Here is a 14875-nt window from a genome sequence, read left to right as displayed (position 1 = left end):
AGGCCTTGAGAGACGCAAAGGGCCTGCGAGACTTGTTCAGCCGTCGCCCGCCGCAAGGGCGTGCGCACGAACCAGCGGGTCTGTGTGCGGGGCGCGGTGGGCTGACCGGAACAAGCCTCGGTCTCAGATCGCGCGGACCTTCTGGGCCTGCGGGCCCTTCTGGCCCTGGCCGACCTCGAACTCCACTCGCTGGTTCTCCTCGAGGGTGCGGAAGCCACGCCCTTCGATCTCCGAGTAGTGCACGAACACGTCGCCTTCGCCGCCGTCCTGCGCGATGAAGCCGAAGCCCTTCTCCGCGTTGAACCACTTCACAGTGCCTTGCGCCACCGCTGTTCTCCTCGTTACACAGATCCGCTTCGAATGCCACCGAAGCGGCACCCCGGCCGTCCCGGGCGGTTCCAACGAGTCGAGTCAAGAGCGTGTCGGCTCCATGGCTCGCGTCAGAAGTTCCGCGAGTGTGAAGCCACGAACACGCAAAACGACGGCCTGCACGCAGACTACCGGGATCTGGCCAAAGTTGAACCCCGTGATCGAGGCGAAAAACGCCTGCCCGGGCCAAGGTCACCGGAACGTCGTAGGGCTCCGCGCCCGCTTCTGTCGGACCCACCGGTTAGTCTTGCGCGGCACACCGGCTCCGTGATCACCGGATACGGCTCGGAGTCGGCCGTGCCCCCTCTGTATAAGCCTCTCCGGGCGACTGTGACGCTCGTCACTCGAACACCGCTCAACGTTCGAGGTCCGCGAGGCGTCTCGTAAGAGGGGAAGCACCAAAGGGGCAAAGGGGATTGGCAGTGACGGTGAGGACTTCCACGCGGCGCCGGGGCGCGGCTGTGGTACTGGGCTTGGTCGCCGTGCTGGCGCTGGGGGCGTGCAGCAGTGAACCCACGGTGTCGGCGAGCGGGACATCGGGCGGGGGCCCGACGCAGGCGCCGGCGCCCACCGCGCAGCCCGCGAAGCTGGCGGTGACACCGGCCGCGGGCGCGCAGGACGTGGCGCCCGGCGAACCGGTCGGCGTCAAGGTCGACAGCGGCACGATCGTGTCGGTCACGCTGACCAACCCGGACGGCAAGCAGGTCCAGGGACAGACGTCGGCGGACAAGAAGAGCTGGAGCACCACCGAGCAGCTCGGCTACGGCAAGACCTACACCTGGGCCGGCCAGGCCGCGGGCGCCGACGGCAAGAACGTGCCCATCGGCGGCACGTTCACCACCGTCAAGCCGAAGCGGCAGACGCAGGCCAGCCTGAACGTCGGTGACGGCCAGACGTACGGCATCGCGATGCCGATCGCCTTGAGCTTCCCGAGCCGTGTCACGGACAAGGCTTCCGTCGAGAAGGCGCTTTCCGTCGAGACGACGCCGAAGACCGAGGGCTCCTGGGCCTGGCTGGACGGCGACACTTCGGTGCACTGGCGGCCGAAGGAGTACTTCAAGCCCAACACGCAGGTGAAGGTCAACGCCAAGATCTACGGCGTCAAGATCGGCGAAGGCGTGTACGGCAAGCAGGACGTGTCGGCCAGCTTCGCGATCGGGCGCTCGCAGATCGTCAAGGGCAACACCACGCAGCACACCATGCAGGTGATCCGCGACGGCCAGCAGATCGCGGACTACCCGGTGAGCTACGGCCTCGACTCCGACCCGGGCCGCGTCACCCACAGCGGTACGCACGTCGTGATGGGCAAGCAGTCCACGTACGCGATGAGCAACCCGAAGTACCACTACGAGAACGTCGTGGTGCCGTGGGCGGTCCGGATCTCCAACAACGGCGAGTTCATCCACGGCCTGGCCGCGTCGGTCTGGGCCCAGGGCAAGAAGAACATCTCGCACGGCTGCCTGAACCTGTCGCCCGCGCGCGCCAAGGAGTACTACGACGGCGTGCTCACCGGCGACCCGGTCGAGATCACCGGCAGCACCCAGACGCTGACCGCCAAGGACGGCGACTACAGCGACTGGACCTACGACTGGGCGAGCTGGCAGAAGCTGTCGGCGCTCGCCGGCTGAGAAAAGGCCTTCGAGGAACACCGGGCGGCCGGGAAGTCCAGCACGGACTTCCCGGCCGTTCGTGCTTTCCGCGAACCCGGGAAATCCGATGCAACCCCGGCGATCCCCCACCGCATGACTACGGGCAGAGGCGCGGCGATCGACGGCCGCGCCCGCGAGAATGAGGAGCTGTCTTGCGTATCCGCATCGCCTTGTCCCTCGGCGCGCTCGTGCTCGCCGGTGGCGCCCTGACCGGTGGCATCGCCATGGCCGCCCCGTCGCCGACGGCGCCGCCCCAGGCGACGACGACCCGGCCGGCCGAGCCGCCCACCCAGGCTCCGGCCCCGGCCCAGACCACCCGCAAGCCCGTGTCGGCGCCGAGCGCCGTCCCGGCGACGTCGAAGACCCCGCGCGCCGAGCAGGCTCCGCGCGTCCCCCGCGCCGTCCCGGCCGGACCGACCGGTGATCTGCACCTGCCGGCCATCGGGGTGACCCGGTAGTCAGGTGATCACCCGCTCCCGTCCGTCGACCGGGCCGGGCTCGCCGTGGGACGGCGAGTTCGCCCGGTACTTCGGCGAGCGCGCGCACAGCCTCCGGTCCACGGCGTACCTGCTCTGCGGTGACTGGCACCAAGCCGAAGACCTCACGCAGGCGGCCCTGATCAAGCTGTACCTCGCCTGGCCGAGGCTGTCGCGCCACGACACCCTGGACGCCTACGCCCGCAAGGTCGTGCTGCGCACGTTCCTCGCCGAGCACCGGCGCAGCAGGTGGAAACGGGAGCGGCTCACCGACACCCTGCCCGAGCTCCCGGCGGAAGCCGCCGGGAGCGAGCAGGACATGCTGGTCCGGCAGGCCTTGGCCGTGCTGGCCCCCAAGCAGCGCGCCGTGCTGGTGCTGCGGTACTTCGAGGACCTGAGCGTCGAGGAGACGGCGCAGGCGCTCGGCTGCAGCACCGGCACGGTGAAGAGCCAGGCCTCCCGGGGCCTGGCCACCCTGCGCAACCGGCTCGGCCCGCACTACACCGCGCTGACGTTCAGCGCGCCCACGGAGGGGAGGTGACGAACATGGACCCCGAAGACGACGTCCGCGTGATCCTGACCGGCGCGACCGGTGACACGCCGCCGATGCGGCTGGAGGCCGCCGACGTGATCGAACGCGGCGGCCGGATCCGGCGGCGGCGCAAGCGCCTGGCGGTCGTGGGCACTTCGACCGCGACGGCGGTGATCCTCGCGGTGGCCGGTTTCCTGGCCGGCCACCGCCTCGGGCCGCCGGACCCGGTGCAGCCCGCCGACCCCGGCCTGTCCACGCTCGGCACCACCGCTCCCCCGTCGCCCCCGTCGCCGCTGCCGATGCCGTCCCAGGAGGAAGTCCCGGCGACGTCGATCGCGCCGCCGGAGGCCCAGCCGGGCCGCTCGGTGCCGCGCACGCAGCGACCGGCCGGCCCGCCGGTCGCCGCGAGCACCCGCAAGTCGGAGCAGTCCAAGTCGGCCACGCCGCCGTCCGCGAATCCGACCCAGACGGTCCCCGAGGCACCTCGCACGACGTCACCCTGACGATTTCCGCAGGTCAGCGGCGTGGTGCGGATCACTCCTCCGAAGTGGGTTTCCGACGAAATGCCGCGCGGGTTCGTGGCGATATGCCCTGTGGCGTTCGTCCGGACGCCGGACAACTGCTCAGCCGGCCCGGTCGCCGGCCCGAGAACCCGAGGAGGAAGCACATGGTGTTCGCCGCACTGATCGTCGAATCCGGAGTGGCTGTTGTGGTCGCGAGTGCACTGGCCGCCTGGTCCCGCAAGCGCTTCGCTCCTCGTAGCGACGCCGGCTGACCGGCCCGCAACGTACGTGTGCCCCGCCCGGTGATCCGGACGGGGCACACGTATTTCGAGGCGCGGGACCGCTCAACGCTGAGCGGACGCGCCGGTCAGGGACTTGCCGCCCCCGCTGTCTTCGGTGTCGATCTGCTCGATCGGCACCTGCGATGTCTCCGGGATCTTGATGATCGGGATGATCGCGATCAGCGCCGCGGCCATCAGGTAGTACGCCGGCCAGTCCGGGTTTCCGGTGCTCTGGATCAACGCCGTCACGATGACACCGCAGGTACCACCGAACAGGGACGTCGAGATGTTGTAGCCGATCGCGAACGAGCCGTACCGGACGCGGGTCGGGAACATCGCCGGGAACGTCGAGCCGATCACCGCGAGCATCAGCACCAGCAGGATCGCCACGATCAGGAACCCGACGAACAGCCAGAAGATGCTGCCGGACTGCATCAGCTTGAGCGAAGGCCAGCTCAGCACCAGGAACCCGATGGCCGCGGTGAGCAGCAGCGGTTTCCGGCCGATCTTGTCGGACAGCGCGCCGAGCGGGATGATGATCGCCATCTGCAGGACCTCGACCGCGATGATGATCAGCGTCGAGGTGTTGTCGTTGATCTTCAACGTTTCCGTGAAGTACGTCGGCATCGTGGTCAGCAGCAGGTAGTCCGCGACGTTCAGCAGCAGCACGATCCCGATCAGGTTGAGGATCATCCGCCAGTTGCGGGTGAAGATCTCCTTGAGCGGGGCCTTCCGCGGCTTCTCGCCCGAGGCCTCCAGCCGGCGGAACTCGGGGGTGTCCTCGAGCTTGTTCCGCAGGTAGAGCCCGACGAGGCCCAGCGGCAGCGCGACGAAGAACGGGATCCGCCAGCCCCAGGCGTCGACCTGGTCGGCCGACAGCGAGAGCGTCACGGCGAGCACCACGAGGTTGCCGAGCACGTACCCGGCGAGCGTCCCCAGTTCGAGGAAGCTGCCGAAGAAACCACGGCGCTTCGTCGGCGAGTACTCGGCGATGAACGTCGCCGCGCCGCCGTACTCACCGCCGGTGGAGAAGCCCTGGATGATCCGCAGGAGCAGGATCGCGATCGGGGCCGCGATCCCCATGCTGTAGCCGCCGGAGTACGTCGGCAGGACGCCGACGAGGAAGGTGCAGCCCGACATCAGCAGGATCGTGATGGCCAGGACCTTCTGGCGGCCGATCTTGTCACCGAGCGGGCCGAAGAACGCCCCGCCGAACGGCCGCACGATGAACCCGACCGCGAGCAGTGCCAGCGACTTGAGGACGGCATTGCCGTCGCCGGGGAAGAACTCCGAGCCGATGCTGACGGCGATCGCGCCCGAGGTGAAGACACCGTAGTCGTACCACTCGGTGGCGTTCCCCATCGCGGAAGCCCACACGGCGCGCTTGACGGTTCTCTCGTCCACTTCCGGTTTGCCCGTCGTAGCTGCTGGTTCGCTCATGCCGGCGACGACCTCCTCCGTACCGCGCCCCGTGGGCCGTTCGAGCTCATCAAGCCAGTCTTGCCCGGTTGCCGCAGGTCGGCAGTCTGAGCCGGAGAATCTCTACGGTGGGGAACTTTCCGGCTACCGAGAGGTGTAGGTTGCCCGGTCACGGCGCGGGTCGGACGAAGCGGACGACTACCGGCGAGTTAACGTCAGCGCATGAGTCGTGTTTCTCAACCCTGGCCGCCGGTACCGGTGGAGCCGGCGGTCCCGCACCCGAAGGCACCCGCGGCGGGCACCGAGCTCGGCGTGCACTTCGGGGAGTGCTTCGGCTGCGGTGACGAGGCCGACGCGGGTCTGCACCTGCGCTCGACCGTCGGCGAGGGCCAGGTCGTGCATTCGCGGTTCACCGTCACCGCGGCCCACCAGGGCGCGCCCGGGCTCGCCCACGGCGGCCTGCTGGCCTGCGCGTTCGACGAGGCGCTCGGCTCGACGGTGGGCAACCTGATGCGCCGCCCGGCGGTCACCGGGAAGCTGGAGACGGACTTCCGCCGCCCGGTGCCGGTCGGCTCGACGCTGTTCATCACCGCCCACCTCGACGGCATCGCGGGCCGCAAGATCTACGTCAGCGCGGACGGCCGCCTCGACGCCGAGGACGGCCCGATCGCGGTCAGCGCCCGCGCGCTGTTCATCGTGGTGGGCTTCGACCACTTCTCCAACCACGGCGACCCGCAGGCCCTGGAGAAACTGGCCGCCCAGCACGAGAAGAACCAGCGCGAACGCGGCGACTGGGAGATCAATCCCTGACGCGCGTCACTCTCCCAGAGAAAGTGTCTCGTACGTATCTTTCCTAGGGAAAGTGACGCCTTCCGGGGCCCGCGGACGCATCTTTCCCTAGGAAAGTGACGCGTCAGGTGAGGGTGCGGGGGCGGATGGCGTTGGCCTTGTCCACCAGCTCCACGCGCTGCTCGACCGTCGCCGCCAGGCGGGCCAGCGCCCGGTAACAGCGCTCCAGCCCGAAACGCAGCTCACGCTCTTCCAGCGGGCAGCCCAGCACCCGCGCTCCCGGCGTCGGCGGGCCCTGGCGAGGGCCGCGAAGCCACTCGTACGCGGCTTCGAGCACGCCGGCCGAGAGCCTCGTGCGGCGCTCGGCGTCCAGGCGCAGGCGCTCCAGCCGGGCCGACGCGTCGAGCAGGTCGTGCTCGGTGACCAGGGCTTCCTTGCCCGCTGCCCGGGTCGCGGTCGTCTTGATCTTGATCGCCGCGACCTGTGCGTCGATGTAGTGCGTCGACGACGACGGCACCATCTCCAGCACCTCGACCGCGCTGGTCCGCGCGCCCTGCGCGAGGTAGACGCGGGCCAGGCCGAACGCGGCGCTGACGTAGCTGCGGTCGGTGCGCCAGACCAGCTCGTAGAACCGCGCCGCCGCGAAGTAGTCGCCGACACCTTCGGCGCTGACGCCCAGCGCCAGCTTCGGCGCGATCTCACCCGGCAGGTCGTCGTACACCGCTTCGAACGCGACGTGCGCGACGCGCGAGCGGCCGCCCGCGAGCTCGATCAGGCCGCGGTACCAGTCGATCCGCCAGTCGTGCGGGAAGCCGTTCTTGATCGCCAGGTACTGCGCCGCCTGCAGCTGCCGCTGCGCCTCGGACAGCTCGCCCAGCTCGATCCGGGCGCGGACGATCCGCAGCCGCACCTCGATCGACTCGCGGGGCGCGCCGGCCAGCGCTTCGATCGCGCCACGCGGCTCGAGCGACGTCGTCGTGGCGAGCACGCCCGCCGCCGGGTCGTCCGTGTCGACCTGCGGGATCGGCAGGCCGGCGACGACCTCGGCCGCGCCGGGCAGCGGCACGCTGCCGCCGGCCTCCGGCACCACGAGCTGGACGCCGAACGTGCGGCTCTCCGGGCCGAACACCGTGGACGCGCCGGGCCGCGGCTTTCCGGTGCCCAGCGCCATGATCTCGCGCAGCACGCCGGTGAGCTGGTCGGCCATCTCCTCGGCGGAGAGGAACCGCCGGTCCGGGTCGGCGTGCGTCGCGCGCTTCAGGAACCGGTGGTACGAACCGAACAACGCGAACAGCGGGACGGTGTCCGAGCCGGGCAGGGTCGTCTTGAACTTGCTGGTGTAACCGGTGAACTCGAAGCTCAGCACGGCGAGCGTGCGCCCGACGGTGAACAGGTCCGACGCGATCGACGCGCCCTGCGTCGCCAGTTCCGGCGCGCTGTAGCCGGTGGTGAAGAACAGCGGGCTCTCGTAGTCGTCGGTCCGCCGGACCGCGCCCAGGTCGATCAGCTTCAGCTGCTCGTTCGTCTGGATCACGTTGTCCGGCTTGAGGTCGCAGTACAGCAGCCCCTGGCTGTGCAGATAACCCATGGCGGGCAGGATTTCCAGCCCGTACGCGAGCACCTGGCCGATCGGCAGCGGCTCCGGGCGCTGGCTTTCCCGGTGGTGCGCCAGCGCGAGCTGCCGCAGCGACTGGCCGCCGATGTACTCCATCACGATGTAGCCGACGGTCGTGCCGCTCTGGCGGTCCGGGTGCTGCACGAAGTTGTGGATCTTGACGATGTTCGGGTGCTCGACCTCGGCCAGGAAGCGCTGCTCGTTGGCCGCGGCCGCCATCGCCGTCGCGTCGCCGGTGTCGATCAGTCCTTTGAGGACGACCCAGCGGTCGGACACGTTGTGGTCCTGTGCCAGGTAGATCCAGCCCAGGCCGCCGTACGCGATCGCGCCGAGGACTTCGTACTGCCCACCGACGAGCTCGTTCGGCTGCAGCTTCGGCACGAACGAGAACGGCGTGCCGCACTTGTCGCACTTTCCTTCCGCCGCACCGGGTTTCCCGTCCTTACCGCGGCCGACCTTCGCGCTGCAGCTGCCGCAGAAGCGCTTTTCCTCCGACACCATCGGGTTCGTCAGCACCGCGGACGCCGGGTCGCGCGACGGGACCGGCGGGACCTCGACGAGACCGGCGCCGAGCCGGCCGCGGCGGGATCGTGAGGTGCGCGACGACGTCCGCCGCGACGTGCCGGGGAACGGGCCTGAACCGGACACCGCGCCGCTGCCGCTGCCGGTGCCCGTCCCGGTGCCGGTACCGGTTCCCGTGTGCCGCCCGTCGCTGCTGCGCTCCGGCAGCACGCTCTCGGTGCCCGGGTCCGGCAACGCGCCCGGCCCGGCCTCCGGCCGCGGGACCGGCGGCATGATGCTCTGGGTCTCCGGCGCCGGCGCCGCGAGCACGCTCGTCGGCTGCGGCGCGTTCGGGTCCACCCGGACGGCCTGGGTCGCCTCCGCCGAAGGCGCCACCGGCGGCGCGACGGGCGGGACGACCGGGTTCATGCTGCCCGGCGGCCGGGTCGGGTCGTCCGCGCCCGGGATCTGCCCGCGCACGAAGGACGACGACTGGCCGCGCGGCGGGGTCGGCGCTGTCGGTGTACGCCGGACCGGGGCGTGGAAGACAGTGCGCTCGGCGGCGGGTGGTTCGGTGTCGTCGAGGCGGCCGGAGATCGACGGCTCCGGCGTCTCCCACCGCACCGGTGGCGGGGGCTGCCAGCTCGGCGTGGCCACCTGCGGCTCGTCGTCCGGCGCGGCGTGCCGAGGACGGCGCGGCTCCTCCGACACTGCTACCTCCCAGATCCCCGACGACGTACGAGGACCGATCCTAGTCGCGAGCGGCTCACTGGTACTGCGGCGACGGCGGCGTGGCCGGGCCCAGCGAGGGCTCCACCCACTTGCGGTAGCTGTCCTGCCAGGCGCCGCTGTTGCGGACGTTGTCGAGCACGGCGTTGACGTACTTGACCATGTCCGTGTTGTCCTTCGGCACGCCGATGCCGTAGTTCTCCTCGGTGAACCGGTCGCCCACGACCTGCAGCGTCGGGTCCTGCGCGGCCATCCCGGCGAGGATGGTGTCGTCGGTCGAGACGGCTTCGACCTGGCCCTGCTGGAGCATCACCAGGCAGTCCGACCAGTTGTCCACCGACACCGGCACCGGCTTCGCGGGGTCCGTCGCGATCTTCGCCAGCGACGTCGACTTCTTCGTCGCGCACACCCGCTTGCCGCTCAGGTCGGCCAGCTTGGTGACCTTCGACTCCTTGGTGACGAGGATCCGCTGACCGGCCTTGTAGTACACGGAGGAGAACTGCACCTTCGCCTTGCGCGCGCAGGTGATGCTGTAGGTCCGGACCACGATGTCGACCTGGCCCTGCGTCAGCACGTCTTCGCGCTGCGACGACGGGATCGCGCGGAACTGCACGCGCCCTTCCGGCGCGCCGAAGATCGCCCGGGCGATCTCGTTGACCATGTCGATGTCGAAGCCCTCGATGTTGCCCGAGGTGGGGTTGCGGAACCCGAAGAGGTACGTGGTCTGGTCGACGCCGGCGATCAGCTTCCCGCGTTCCTTGATCTTCGCCATGGTCGAGCCGTCGGGGATCGACGTCCCGCTCGGCGCGAGGCTGGCCTGCGGGTTGCAGCTGGTGTCGGTGCCGCCGCCGGCCGTCGAGTCCGGGCCGCCGACGTGCGCGGGCTGCGGCCAGGCCGCGTTGCCCACCGGCGCGGGGTCGACCGGTTTCCCAGGGCTCCCGCAGGCCGCCGCCAGCGTCGCGACGACCGCCAGCACCCCGATCCGGACCGTGTAACCCCGCCTGCTCACCGGTACTCCCTCAGTCGCTCCCGGATTCCCATGGTGGCCCCCGCCGCGGCGACGATCGCGAGCAGGGCCAGGCCCGGCGCGAGGAGCGTCAGCGCGCCGTCGCCGCTGTGGGTGCTGTCGAGGAACTCCTGCCGGCCGACGTCGATCGCGTCCTGGAGGGCGTCGTCGAGCCGCCGGAACGCCGGGGCCGAGCCGTCGGTCTTGTCCTCCAGCACGGCGAAGTCGACGGCTTCCTGGTACTGCCCGGAGTCGTCCTGGGACCGGACCGTCTTGTGCGCCTTGAACCAGTCGTTCGCGGCCTTCGTCGCGTCGACGACCTTCGCGGCGCCGTCGCCGTCGGAGATCAGGCTGCGGGCTTCGCCGAGCAGGCCGCCCTGGCCGTCGGCCCCGGCCAGCTGGACGGCGTTGGCGCCGAAGTCCTTTTCGTACGCCGCGCCGTCGCCGCGGGCGACCAGCGTCAGCGTTTCGTCCGCGCGGGCCTGCAGCGCGGCGATCCGCGCGCGCACGAGGACGTCGACGCGGTGCGAGCCGTCGTCCTGGCCGGCCCCGACCAGGCTGCCCTGCACGACCAGCGCGACGGCGCCCCACAGCAGCGACAGCACGACCGCGACCGTCGCGACGACGAGCCCGACGTTCAGCAGCCGGTTCGTCCGCCGGGTCAGGTAGATCTGGGCGACGACGAGCGCGGCGAGCAGCGCGACCACCAGGATCGTGGCGAGCCACGGGAAGCCGGTGGCGCTGTCCTGCTCTTCGATCAGCTTCTCGGTGTCGACGCGGTAGAGGTCCTGGGCGGCGGGCAGGATCTTCGCCCGCATCAGCTCGGACGCCTCGCGCAGGTAGGACGCGCCGACCGGGTAGCCGAGCCGGTTGTTCGACCGGGCCGTCTCGACCAGGCCGGTGTAGACGGGCAGCTGCTGGTTGAGGACGTCGACCGGGCCGGCGGCGTCGGCGACGTCACCGGAGTCCGAAGCGGCCTTCGCGAGCGCGGCGCCGGCCTCGGCGATGTCACGCTCGTAGCGCTGGCGGAGTTCGGGCGGCTCGGTGCCGATGGAGAGGAAGGCGCTCGCCGCGGTCGCGTCCGCGTCGGACAGCGAGCGGTAGACCTGCTGGGACGCGGCGGCGAGGGGTTCGCGGTGGTCGATGACGCCGGTGATCGTGTCGTCGCGGTTCTGCACCGAGAGCGTCGCGACGAGCCCGGCGACGAGGGCCAGCAGCACGAGCCCGACGGCGATGACGGTGAGCCGGCCGGGGGTGGTCGCGGCGGACCGGATGATCGCGCGTATCCCCTGGCCAGGCAGGTCCAGCAGGCCCAGGAAGCCGCTGCGGCCCCCGGCCCGGTCGCGGCCTTCCGGCGGTGGCGGTGGTGTCGGCGGCGCGGGCCCGGACGCGGGCGCCGTGGGACCCGGCGCCGTCGCAGTGCTGGTCATCCCCGATTCCTCCCCATGAGCCGTACCCGCAGAAAGGTAGCCGAGTCGCCGTGTGCGCAGCCACCGGCACCGCCCGCTGTCATCAGCACGTGATCTCAGAGCTGGTGGGACAGCGCATACCGGACGGCCTCCGCGCGATGACGGGCGCCGATCTTCGCGAAAGCGTTGTTGATGTGGGTCTTGACGGTCGCTTCGCCGATGAACAGCTCGCCCGCGATCTCCGCGTTGGTGAGACCCCGCGCGATCAGGCCGAGGACTTCGGCTTCGCGGGTGGTCAGGCCGTCCGGCAGCTCGGTTTTGCTACGCGACGCGGGCCGGCCGTCGAGCGCGGCGACGAGCCGGTCGGAGACCGCGGCGGTGAAGATCGCCTGCCCGGCGGCCGCGGATCGCAGCGCGGCGGCGATCTCGGTGCGGCCGGCGTCCTTGGTCAGGTAGCCGCGGGCGCCGGCGCGCAACGCGTCCGCGATCGACGTGTCGTCGGCGTAGGTCGTCAGCACGACGACGGCGGTGCCGGGGTGGTCGCGCCGGATCAGCCGGGTCGCGGCGACGCCGTCCAGCTCCGGCATCCGCAGGTCCATCAGCACGACGTCGGCGGGGTGCGCGGCCAGCGTTTCGACGGCTTCGCGGCCGTTGGCCGCCGAGGCCACGACGGTGATGTCGTCGAGCAGGCCGAGCAGCGCGACCAGGCCTTCGCGGACCGCCTGCTGGTCGTCCGCCACGACCACCCTGATCAACTCCGCACCTCCGCGAGCACATGCCACCGGCCGTCTTCCGGGCCCGACGCCAGGGTGCCACCGGCGAGCGCGAGCCGCTCGCGCATCCCGGCAAGGCCGAAACCTTCACCTGTTCGAGTGAAGTCGCTCGTCGTGTTGACGACTTCAAGCCGCACGACGCCTGGTTCGTACGTCAACCGCATCCGGACGTCCGCACCGGACGCGTGCTTGCCCGCGTTCGTCAGCGCTTCGCGCGCGGTGCCGACCAGCGCGACGACGGCCGCGGACGGCAACGGGCGCATCTCCCCTTCGGCGTCGAAGGCCACGGAAACCGCGTGGTCACGGGCGTGCGCGGCGGCGACCGCGGCGAGCGCGTCGGCCAGCGGCAGGACGTCCCGGCGGAGCGCGGCGACGGCGTCGCGCGCTTCGGCCAGGCCGTCGTTGGCGAGCCGCCGGGACCGCCGGACGGTCGCGAGCGCACCGTCCACATCGGACTTCTCGGCGAGCAGCGCCTCGGCCAGTTCGAGCTGGACGCCCAGCGCCCCCAGGGAATGCGCCAGGACGTCGTGGAGCTCGCGCGCGATCCGGGTGCGTTCGTCGAGCGCGGCGGCCCGGGCGTGCTCGGCCTGCGCGAGCCGCGTCTGCTCCAGCAGCGCTTCCGCTTGTTTCGCCTGCGCTTCATACTGCCGCCGGTTGAGCCCGAGCAGCACGAGCAGGAGCATCACGCCCAAGTCGACGAGCCCGAGGTCCCGTCCGGCGGCGGCGTACGACGTCGCCGCCAGCAGGACGTCGGCCACGCCGGCCGCGACGATCGCCGCGACGCTCACCGTGACCAGCGTCGCGAGCCGGCCCAGTGCGACGACGGACAGGACGATCGCCGACGAGTCCCCGGCCCACCCGAGGACGGCCGCCGGCACCGCGCCGGCCACCGCGAGCAGCGCCGCCGCCGTCCTCGGCAGCCGGTACGCCAGGACGACGAACCCGAGCCAGCACGCGGCGGAGACGCCGTAGCAGGCCCAGATCCGCGGGTCCGGCTCGCGCGCGGTCAGCAGCGTCGCCGCGATGAAGAGCGTGCCGAGCGTCTGCACCACCAGCCAGGACGGCGCGATGGTGTCCGGCAGCAGCGGCCTACGCCGCATTTGGGGGGTCCAGGGGGGCTTGTCCCCCGGCTGGGGTCTGGGGCTCGGCCCCAGAGATTGCGGCAACGCTCCCCCTCTACTTGTGGGTCAGGCTCGTGATCAGCTCGACGAGGATCAGCCGGTAGGCGATGAACGCCACCAGCACCACCACGCCGATCACGGCCAGTGCGAGCACGGTCTTCCCGGTCATCTTTCCCCCACGGTTGTGTTCCGTCGCCTTGGCCAGCGCCAGGCGGATGAGCTCCGACTTGTCCATGACGCTGACGCTACGAACGGACCGGGGTGGACCGGGACCGTCGGCGGGTGGAGCCGGGGGTGGAGTTCAGCCGCGGATGGCCGGGGCGAGCGAGTGCGGCAGCACGGCTTCGGCGTTGGCCGGCCGCCGGACCAGCACCTCGACGTCGTCGGCGAAGCGGTACGGCTTCGCGCCGAGGATGCCGCCGAAGTGCCGCCGGAGCCGGGACATCTCGGCGCGGACGGTGACCGTGCGGCCGGCGTCGCCGAACAGGTCGAGCGACAGCTCGGACGCCGAGCGGCCGGCCCGGTGGCTGGCCAGCACGTACAGCATCTCGGCGTGGCGGGGGCTGAGCCGGTGCGTCCAGGTCCCGGCGCCGCCGGAGACGGTCAGCTCGGGTTCGCGCGCCGACCGGACGTCCAGGACGACCCGGGTGGCCGGAGCGGTCTCGGCGTCGGCCTCGGTGAGCCGGATCAGCCAGCCGCCCGGCACCGGTTCGACCGCGACGCTGCCGTACGCGGGCAGCCACGCCAGGCCCGGCGCGAGCCCCGACGGCAGGGCGATCCGGTCGACCGGCGCGAGCCCGGCGGCCGCGGCGATCCAGCCGTGCTCGTCGGCCACGACGGCCGGCCCGCCGACCTTCGCGAGCACCGGAACGGCGAAGCCGCGAAGGCGTTCCAGATCGGTGAGGTGGGTGGTGCGCAGCTGCGTCTCCGCCAGCCGCGTCACGGCGTCGACCAGCGCCAACGTCGACGCGTGGACGGTCGAAGCCGGACCGGAGAGGTCGACGACGCCGAGCAGCCTGCCGTCGCGCGGGTCGTGCAGCGGCGCGGCGGCGCACGTCCAGACGTGCTGGGCCCGGACGTAGTGCTCGGCGGAGTACACCTGCATCGCGCGGCGCGTGACCAGGGCGGTGCCGATCGCGTTGGTGCCGACGGCTTCTTCCTGCCAGTCGGCGCCTTCGACGAACCCGACCCGGTCGGCGAGGCGGCTGACCGCGGTGCTGCCGTCGCGCCAGAGCACCGCGCCGCTCGCGTCGACGATCACCATGATGTGGGCGGCCTGCTCGGCGAGGCTGATCAGCCCGCCCCGCAACGTCGGCAGGGCCTGGACCAGGCCACTCGTGCGGCGGCGGGCCTCGAGCTGCTCGAAGGTCAGGACGGGCGCGGACGGCCGGCCCTCCGGATCGACGCCGAGCCGGCGCATCCGTTGCCAGGACGCGCTGATCACCGGCCGCAGCCGGGTGGGCAGTTCCCGGCCGGCGACCGCCGCTTCGTGCACCCGGGCGAGGGCGCGTGCGTGCTGCCGGGGGTCCACCCCGGCCGGCAACGCTGCCTCGAGGTCCTGCTGACCCAACCGCCGCTCCTCGCGCTCGACCCCGTCAGTGTGCCTTTTCTGCCGGTTGATCGGTAGGTGGGGACGATCTCGCCGTCGGCTCTTGCTTTTGGCGACGACGGCGCACGAGCTGCGCCGGCCCGCGCGTCAAGTC

At 71.4% G+C, this 14875-nt stretch carries 14 protein-coding genes; 5 read left to right on the top strand and 9 right to left on the bottom strand.

Translation table 11 applies throughout. The features are described from left to right. Positions 1-123: 123 nt before the first annotated feature. Complete coding sequence (locus tag OHS18_RS32885; RefSeq protein ID WP_003097368.1) at positions 124-327, bottom strand: cold-shock protein; 204 nt, start codon at positions 325-327, stop codon at positions 124-126. Positions 328-797: 470 nt separating this feature from the next. On the opposite strand from OHS18_RS32885, the gene OHS18_RS32880 reads away from it, so the two are divergent. The 4 genes from OHS18_RS32880 (at position 798) to OHS18_RS32865 (ending at position 3529) form a co-directional block, all read left to right on the top strand. After that, a complete protein-coding gene (locus OHS18_RS32880) occupies positions 798-1997 on the top strand; it encodes a L,D-transpeptidase (RefSeq protein ID WP_328613468.1) in 1200 nt (399 codons plus the stop codon). A 173-nt stretch (positions 1998-2170) separates the two neighbouring features. Further along, entirely contained in the window at positions 2171-2476 is a 306-nt protein-coding gene (locus OHS18_RS32875; protein ID WP_328613467.1) for a hypothetical protein, read from the top strand. Positions 2477-2480: 4 nt separating this feature from the next. Beyond that, positions 2481-3035 carry a SigE family RNA polymerase sigma factor gene (locus OHS18_RS32870; RefSeq protein WP_328446028.1) on the top strand — a complete coding sequence of 185 codons (555 nt, stop codon included), beginning with the start codon at positions 2481-2483 and terminating at the stop codon, positions 3033-3035. A gap of 5 nt (positions 3036-3040) precedes the next feature. After that, positions 3041-3529 carry a hypothetical protein gene (locus OHS18_RS32865; protein ID WP_328446030.1) on the top strand — a complete coding sequence of 163 codons (489 nt, stop codon included), beginning with the start codon at positions 3041-3043 and terminating at the stop codon, positions 3527-3529. Positions 3530-3873: 344 nt separating this feature from the next. Here the strand turns inward: OHS18_RS32865 and OHS18_RS32860 are convergent, their stop codons facing one another. Then, positions 3874-5250, bottom strand: coding sequence for an MFS transporter (locus tag OHS18_RS32860; protein ID WP_442874322.1), 1377 nt, complete (start codon positions 5248-5250; stop codon positions 3874-3876). Positions 5251-5451: 201 nt separating this feature from the next. Between OHS18_RS32860 and OHS18_RS32855 the strand changes: the two genes are divergently transcribed. Beyond that, positions 5452-6039 carry a PaaI family thioesterase gene (locus OHS18_RS32855; RefSeq protein ID WP_328446032.1) on the top strand — a complete coding sequence of 196 codons (588 nt, stop codon included), beginning with the start codon at positions 5452-5454 and terminating at the stop codon, positions 6037-6039. A gap of 103 nt (positions 6040-6142) precedes the next feature. On the opposite strand, the gene OHS18_RS32850 is transcribed toward OHS18_RS32855, so the two are convergent. The 7 genes from OHS18_RS32850 to OHS18_RS32820 form a co-directional block, all read right to left on the bottom strand. Then, positions 6143-8845, bottom strand: a complete 2703-nt coding sequence (locus OHS18_RS32850; protein ID WP_328613466.1) for a serine/threonine-protein kinase — start codon at positions 8843-8845, stop codon at positions 6143-6145. 55 nt (positions 8846-8900) lie between these two features. Beyond that, positions 8901-9872 carry a glutamate ABC transporter substrate-binding protein gene (locus tag OHS18_RS32845; protein ID WP_328613465.1) on the bottom strand — a complete coding sequence of 324 codons (972 nt, stop codon included), beginning with the start codon at positions 9870-9872 and terminating at the stop codon, positions 8901-8903. Further along, the gene (locus OHS18_RS32840) at positions 9869-11299 is read right to left on the bottom strand and encodes a hypothetical protein (RefSeq protein WP_328613464.1); all 1431 of its coding nucleotides are present in this window, start codon (positions 11297-11299) and stop codon (positions 9869-9871) included. Before OHS18_RS32840 ends, OHS18_RS32845 begins: the two co-directional genes overlap by 4 nt. Before the next feature lie 95 nt (positions 11300-11394). Further along, positions 11395-12033, bottom strand: coding sequence for a response regulator transcription factor (locus tag OHS18_RS32835; protein WP_328613463.1), 639 nt, complete (start codon positions 12031-12033; stop codon positions 11395-11397). Continuing rightward, the gene (locus OHS18_RS32830; protein WP_328613462.1) at positions 12030-13151 is read right to left on the bottom strand and encodes a sensor histidine kinase; all 1122 of its coding nucleotides are present in this window, start codon (positions 13149-13151) and stop codon (positions 12030-12032) included. The genes OHS18_RS32835 and OHS18_RS32830 overlap by 4 nt, the downstream gene beginning before the upstream one ends. 76 nt (positions 13152-13227) lie before the next feature. Further along, a complete protein-coding gene (locus OHS18_RS32825; RefSeq protein ID WP_328446042.1) occupies positions 13228-13407 on the bottom strand; it encodes a hypothetical protein in 180 nt (59 codons plus the stop codon). A gap of 66 nt (positions 13408-13473) precedes the next feature. Further along, positions 13474-14742 carry a GAF domain-containing protein gene (locus tag OHS18_RS32820; protein ID WP_328446044.1) on the bottom strand — a complete coding sequence of 423 codons (1269 nt, stop codon included), beginning with the start codon at positions 14740-14742 and terminating at the stop codon, positions 13474-13476. Positions 14743-14875 lie beyond the last annotated feature (133 nt).

Origin of the sequence: Amycolatopsis sp. NBC_00355, from assembly GCF_036104975.1 — a bacterium.
Classification (GTDB): Bacteria; Actinomycetota; Actinomycetes; order Mycobacteriales; family Pseudonocardiaceae; genus Amycolatopsis.
This window is presented reverse-complemented; position numbering and strand designations above follow the sequence as displayed.

Bases quoted from the DNA above. Each gene is read 5' to 3' on its own strand.
- OHS18_RS32865 (WP_328446030.1), top strand. From the start codon at position 3,041: ATGGACCCCGAAGACGACGTCCGCGTGATCCTGACCGGCGCGACCGGT.
- OHS18_RS32860 (WP_442874322.1), bottom strand. From the start codon at position 5,250: ATGAGCGAACCAGCAGCTACGACGGGCAAACCGGAAGTGGACGAGAGA.
- OHS18_RS32855 (WP_328446032.1), top strand. From the start codon at position 5,452: ATGAGTCGTGTTTCTCAACCCTGGCCGCCGGTACCGGTGGAGCCGGCG.
- OHS18_RS32840 (WP_328613464.1), bottom strand. From the start codon at position 11,299: ATGACCAGCACTGCGACGGCGCCGGGTCCCACGGCGCCCGCGTCCGGG.
- OHS18_RS32830 (WP_328613462.1), bottom strand. From the start codon at position 13,151: ATGCGGCGTAGGCCGCTGCTGCCGGACACCATCGCGCCGTCCTGGCTG.
- OHS18_RS32825 (WP_328446042.1), bottom strand. From the start codon at position 13,407: ATGGACAAGTCGGAGCTCATCCGCCTGGCGCTGGCCAAGGCGACGGAA.